At 56.7% G+C, this 5,570-nt stretch carries 6 protein-coding genes and 1 pseudogene; 6 read left to right on the top strand and 1 reads right to left on the bottom strand.

Going from position 1 to position 5,570, the window contains the following annotated elements:
* The 6 genes from BMY45_RS28240 to BMY45_RS25490 form a co-directional block, all read left to right on the top strand.
* On the top strand, positions 1 to 687 hold a 687-nt coding region (locus tag BMY45_RS28240; RefSeq protein WP_305883055.1), incomplete at its 5' end, for an RHS repeat-associated core domain-containing protein.
* 3 nt (positions 688 to 690) lie between these two features.
* A complete protein-coding gene (locus BMY45_RS25510) occupies positions 691 to 1,092 on the top strand; it encodes a hypothetical protein (protein ID WP_092402972.1) in 402 nt (133 codons plus the stop codon).
* Between the two features lie 96 nt (positions 1,093 to 1,188).
* The gene (locus tag BMY45_RS25505) at positions 1,189 to 1,887 is read left to right on the top strand and encodes a glutathione S-transferase family protein (RefSeq protein ID WP_092402970.1); all 699 of its coding nucleotides are present in this window, start codon (positions 1,189 to 1,191) and stop codon (positions 1,885 to 1,887) included.
* Positions 1,888 to 1,895: 8 nt separating this feature from the next.
* Entirely contained in the window at positions 1,896 to 2,741 is an 846-nt protein-coding gene (locus BMY45_RS25500; protein WP_092402968.1) for a PhzF family phenazine biosynthesis protein, read from the top strand.
* A gap of 114 nt (positions 2,742 to 2,855) precedes the next feature.
* Positions 2,856 to 3,830 (top strand): porphobilinogen synthase, encoded by a 975-nt coding sequence (gene hemB / locus BMY45_RS25495; protein WP_092402966.1) that lies wholly within the window; start codon positions 2,856 to 2,858, stop codon positions 3,828 to 3,830.
* A gap of 383 nt (positions 3,831 to 4,213) precedes the next feature.
* Positions 4,214 to 5,308 (top strand): DUF1615 domain-containing protein, encoded by a 1,095-nt coding sequence (locus BMY45_RS25490; protein ID WP_092402964.1) that lies wholly within the window; start codon positions 4,214 to 4,216, stop codon positions 5,306 to 5,308.
* Positions 5,309 to 5,457: 149 nt separating this feature from the next.
* On the opposite strand, the pseudogene BMY45_RS28495 reads toward BMY45_RS25490, so the two are convergent.
* Positions 5,458 to 5,570 (bottom strand): annotated as a pseudogene (locus tag BMY45_RS28495) (phage infection protein); the annotation flags it as partial.

Raw genomic sequence — 5,570 nt, 5'->3', positions numbered from 1 at the left:
GGCGAACAGCTGGAACAACCGCTGCGTTTCCAGGGCCAATACTTCGACCCCGAAAGCGGCCTGCACTACAACCGGCACCGCTACTACAATCCCGAGACCGGCCGTTACTTGACGCCCGACCCGAGCAAATTGGCGGGTGGGCTTAACGGATATCGCTACACCCTGAACCCGACGGGGTGGGTGGATCCGTTGGGGTTGGTGGATTGTCCGGGGAAGGGTGGGTGCAGGTCAGCGGTTGGGGAGCGGGATCCGGCGGGTAAGGTTGGGGTAAATGAAGGGGAAGCATCGCCACCCAAACCTACATATCTTTACCGCGGAGATTTAAGGGGACCAGAGGTCATTTTTAAGGAGGGCTTTGTGAGCTTAGGGAAAAGCACTGATCTGCTGCTGCATATTTGGGATAATAGAAATCCGCCAAGTAACTTTGTTAGTACAACAACGAGTGTTGAGGTGGGGCGTTATTTTGGAACAAAATACGAAACTAAAAAAGGGTATCTTTATGTTCTGAAAAAAATTCACGGGAGGGATGTTAATAAAGAGCTTCCGCGTGAGGATGTTCCCTATAGTTATGAGCACGAGATTGCAATACCTGATCGAGTAAAGGTAGAAGATATTATTGGAGTTACTCCATTAAAGAAAGACGGTTCCTACGTAGGATATTCTTTGCCCAACCCTCAGAGGAAATGACAAATGACGAAAAAAATCATACCCATCATTAAAGATGGTAAGAGAGCAGAGGTTCTACTCGATGTTGATGAACGAAAAGCAACAATTCTGCTGACCTTCAACAATGGAGAGTCAAAAAAATACTTCGGGGCAGATGTGTATGAGTGTCTTGGTAAAATTATAAAAGAGCACGCGAGTTCAAAGTTTCTATGTAAAGGGGCTAAGCGTAGTGTACGTCCTTCAAGCATGTCCTCACAAATGTCGTCAGGTATAGCAGCTTATGAACATGTTTTAGGTAAGCGTGCCACAAGATCCAGTCTTGTTAATATATTTGATTATGAAGATCAGGATATAGTGAGTGATCCTCAATTGCAGAAGGAGTATTTTTATCTCTGGCTGGAATCTATAAAAGATGTGGATGATTGATATCGCTTATGTTAGTGGCTCATGCTGTAACGTGATGCTACAGATACGGTTCTGAATTAAGCTCCGTCTTCTTCCCCTTACTCTGGAGCTCGCCCCATGCCCAACCTAACCCCATTCCCCATCACCCAAAAATGGCCCGCCCAATACCCGGAGTGGATCCAGCTCTACTCCTTGCCGACCCCCAACGGCGTGAAAGTCTCGATCATGCTGGAGGAAATCGGCCTGCCTTATGAGCCTCACAAAGTGGATTTTGCCAGCAACGATCAGCTGTCTCCCGAGTTCCTCTCCCTGAACCCCAACAACAAGATCCCGGCGATTCTCGACCCTCATGGGCCGGGGGATCGGCCGTTGGCGTTGTTCGAGTCCGGGGCGATTCTGATTTATCTGGCGGACAAGAGCGGGCAGTTGCTGGCCCAGGAGTCGGCAGCGCGCTACGAGACGATCCAATGGCTGATGTTTCAGATGGGCGGGATCGGGCCGATGTTCGGGCAGTTGGGTTTCTTCAACAAGTTCGCGGGCAAGGACTATGAAGACAAGCGACCTCGTGACCGTTACGTCGAGGAAAGCAAACGTCTGCTCAAGGTGCTTGAGGGTCGTCTTGAAGGCCGGGACTGGATCATGGGCGAGCGCTACACCATCGCCGATATCGCTACGTTTCCATGGGTGCGCAACTTGATCGGTTTTTATGAAGCGGGGGATCTGGTGGGTATCCAGAATTTCCCGAATGTTACGCGGGTGTTGGAGCGTTTCCTGGCGCGGCCGGCAGTGGCACGCGGGTTGAAAATTCCGGAATGAGTGGACCGATGACGAGCTGTTTCAATTTCAAGCAATTGGATGTGTTCAGTGAAGTGCCGCTCAAGGGTAATCCGCTGGCGGTGGTGCTCGGGGCAGACGAGATCAGTGACGAGCGCATGGCCGCTTTTGCCAACTGGACCAACCTCAGCGAAACCACTTTCCTGCTGGCGCCGCAGCATCCCGAGGCCGATTACCGGGTGCGAATTTTTACCACCTCGACTGAACTGCCGTTTGCCGGCCACCCGACTTTGGGCAGTTGTCATGCCTGGTTGGAGGCTGGAGGTGTGCCGAAAGGGCCGCAGATCGTTCAGGAATGTGGCGTTGGCCTGGTAAGAATTCGCCGCAGCGATTTCGGCTTGGCTTTTCAGGCGCCATCCTTGCTCAAGTCCGGCCCGCTAGAGGCTGAAGTGTTGGAGCGGGTGCGCAAGGGGCTGGGGTTGCAGGCCGAGGCGATTGTCGAGGCGCAGTGGGTTGATAATGGTGCCGGTTGGCTGGCCTTGATGCTCAAGAATCGCCAGCAAGTGTTGGCACTCAAGCCCGATTACCCGCAGTTGCTGGATCTGGCCGTGGGTGTCATCGCACCTTGGCAACCGGCCGTGGATGGCGACGAGGCGCAATTTGAAGTGCGCGGTTTCATTGCCGGCGACGGCATGCCGGAGGATCCTGCCACCGGCAGCCTGAACGCCGGGCTGGCCCAGTGGATGTTGGCCAAGGGACTGGCTCCGTCGCGCTATGTGGTCAGCCAGGGCTTGACCATGGGCCGGGCGGGGCGGATTCATGTTGAGCAGGTGGGCGAGGACGTCTGGATTGGTGGTGCGGTGGTGACCTGCATCAATGGCTCGCTGACCTTGTAAGCCGATTATTGCCCGGCCGGTAAAACTCTGTTTTTCGGCCGACGTTTGTGCCCAAGGACGGTGAGGGCATAAGCTTTGTCCCCTGCGATCGAACAGCCATTTTCCAGGAGTCCCATGTCTAGCCAGTTCCCCGAAGCACGTCCACGTCGCCTGCGTCGCAATGCGAGTCTGCGCAGCCTGTTCCAGGAAACCGAGTTCACCCTGAACGATCTGGTGCTGCCGATTTTCGTCGAAGAAGAAATCGATGACTTTGTGCCGATCAAGAGCATGCCGGGCGTGGCGCGCATTCCTGAATCGAAACTGGCCGGTGAGATCGAGCGCTATGCCCGTGCCGGTATCAAGGCCGTGATGACCTTTGGCGTGTCCCATCACCTGGACAGCGATGGCAGCGACACCTGGAACGAGCGCGGCCTGGTGTCGCGCATGGCCGGGATCTGCAAGGACGCGGTACCGGAAATGATCGTGATGTCCGACACCTGTTTTTGTGAGTACACCGATCACGGCCATTGCGGGGTGCTTCATGGGCATGAGGTGGACAATGATCGGACCTTGCTCAACCTGGGTAAACAGGCCGTGGCGGCCGCCCGTGCCGGGGCCGATGTGATTGCGCCGTCCGCCGCCATGGACGGGCAGGTCCAGGCCATTCGCAAAGCCCTGGACGAAGCCGGTTTCAGCCAGACGGCAATCATGGCCTATTCAACCAAATTCGCGTCGGCGCTCTACGGCCCGTTCCGCGAGGCGGGCGGCAGTGCTTTGAAAGGCGACCGCAAAAGCTACCAGATGAACCCGATGAACCGCCGTGAAGCCCTGCGCGAATCCTTGCTCGATGAGCAGGAAGGGGCCGATGCACTGATGGTCAAACCTGCCGGCGCGTACCTGGATATCATCCGCGACATTCGCCAGGCTTCGAACCTGCCCCTGTCGGCCTATCAGGTCAGCGGAGAGTACGCGATGATCAAGTTCGCCGCCCAGGCCGGCGCCATCGACGAAGCCCGCGTAGTGCGAGAAAGTCTTGGCGCGATAAAACGCGCCGGGGCGGACCTGATCTTCACCTACTTTGCGATGGATCTGGCGTTAAGCGGGATTTGATCGAGGCTGGATTTCCTGTGGGAGCCTGCGCGCTATAGTGGGGGGCCAGTTGGCATCAATGCCGAATGTGCCACCGTCATCGCGAGCAGGCTCGCTCCCACATTGGGCTTGTGGTGTGGACTGAAACTGTGAGCATCTGCGGTCAACCCTGTGGGAGCGAGCCTGCTCGCGATAGCGGCGGCTCAGCTTGCATCAATGCTGGATGTGCCACCGTCATCGCGGGCAAGCCTTGCTCCCACAATGCGGGCTCCGCCGGGAGGATTCTGGTGGCGGTCGAACTCGTGTTGTTCCCGGACTATTTTGTTGCCCAGATGAACGGGACATAGCCCATGTCTGCTTTTGATCGTATGGTTGCTGCGCAATAACAGACTTGATGGAGCAACATGCAACTCAATCGTTTGATGATAAGTCTCACCGCGTTGCTGGCCCTGGCCGGTTGCGGCACCCGCCAGGCGCAGGAGCCTGAGCGTCAACCCGCCGAGGTCAAGGCGCAGATCGTGCGATTGCTGCCGGCCAAGACCGTCGATCGCGAAGGCTGGGCGACGGATATCTACGTGGCTTTTGCCGCTCAGCAAATCTCACCCACGACGCAGAATATCTGTTCTGTCCTGGCGGTGACTGAACAGGAATCGACATTCCAGGCTGATCCGGCGGTGCCGGGGTTGGGCAAGATCGCCCGGCAGGAAATCGACCGTCGGGCGGCAAAGATGCACATTCCAGATCTGTTGATCAGCGGCGCGCTCCAGGTGCGTTCGCCCAATGGCAAAAGCTACAGTGATCGGCTCAATGCCGCGCGTAGCGAGAAGGAGTTGAGTGCGATTTTCGATGACTTCATTGGCATGGTGCCTTTGGGCAAGACGCTGTTCGGCAGCTTCAATCCCGTGCACACCGGCGGGCCGATGCAGGTCAGCATCGCCTTTGCCCAGGCCAATGCCCGGGATTATCCCTATGCGGTGGAGGGGTCGATTCGTCGGGAGGTGTTCAGTCGTCGCGGCGGGATGTATTTCGGTATTGCGCATCTGCTGGGGTATCCGGTGAGCTACACCGAACCGCTGTATCGTTTCGCCGATTTCAATGCCGGGTGGTACGCCAGTCGTAACGCGGCATTTCAGCATGCGGTGAGTCGTGCCTCAGGCATCCCCCTGGCCCTCGACGGCGATTTGATCTTGCATGATTCCATCATGCCAGGCAGCACCGAGTTGGCGGTGCGCACCTTGGGCAAGTCGCTGGGGATGCGCAACCCGACCATTCGCGACCAGTTGGAGCAGGGCGACAGCTTGGCATTCGAGGACAGCAAACTGTACAAGCGGGTATTCGAATTGGCTGAGAAGGCCGAGGGCAAACAGTTACCCCGGGCGGTGTTGCCGGGAATCGTGCTCAAGAGCCCGAAAATCACGCGCAAGCTGACCACGGCGTGGTTCGCCAAGCGGGTGGATGAGCGTTACCGGCGTTGTATGACGCGGGCTGCGGGGCGCTAGGTAATCAGTGGGCAAAAAAAAAGCCCGGCGGATAAGGCCGGGCGTTCATTGTGATGCGTTAGGTTCCAGAGGTGTTTGAAGCATTGTGGCGAGGGGGCTCCTTCGCCACACATTGAGTTGGGTTTCGTCACGCATTTGGATTGAACAACTCATACACGGTTCTGAGTCAGACGATCGGAACCACCTTCAGCAACGCGGTTCTGTTGCAGACGATCGGAACCACCTTCAGCGACGCGGTTCTGTTGCAGACGATCGGAACCAC

The organism is Pseudomonas sp. NFACC39-1 (assembly GCF_900110355.1).
GTDB lineage: Bacteria > Pseudomonadota > Gammaproteobacteria > Pseudomonadales > Pseudomonadaceae > Aquipseudomonas > Aquipseudomonas tehranensis.
The sequence above is the reverse complement of the archived record's forward strand: the minus strand, read 5'-3'. Positions and strand labels throughout refer to the sequence as shown.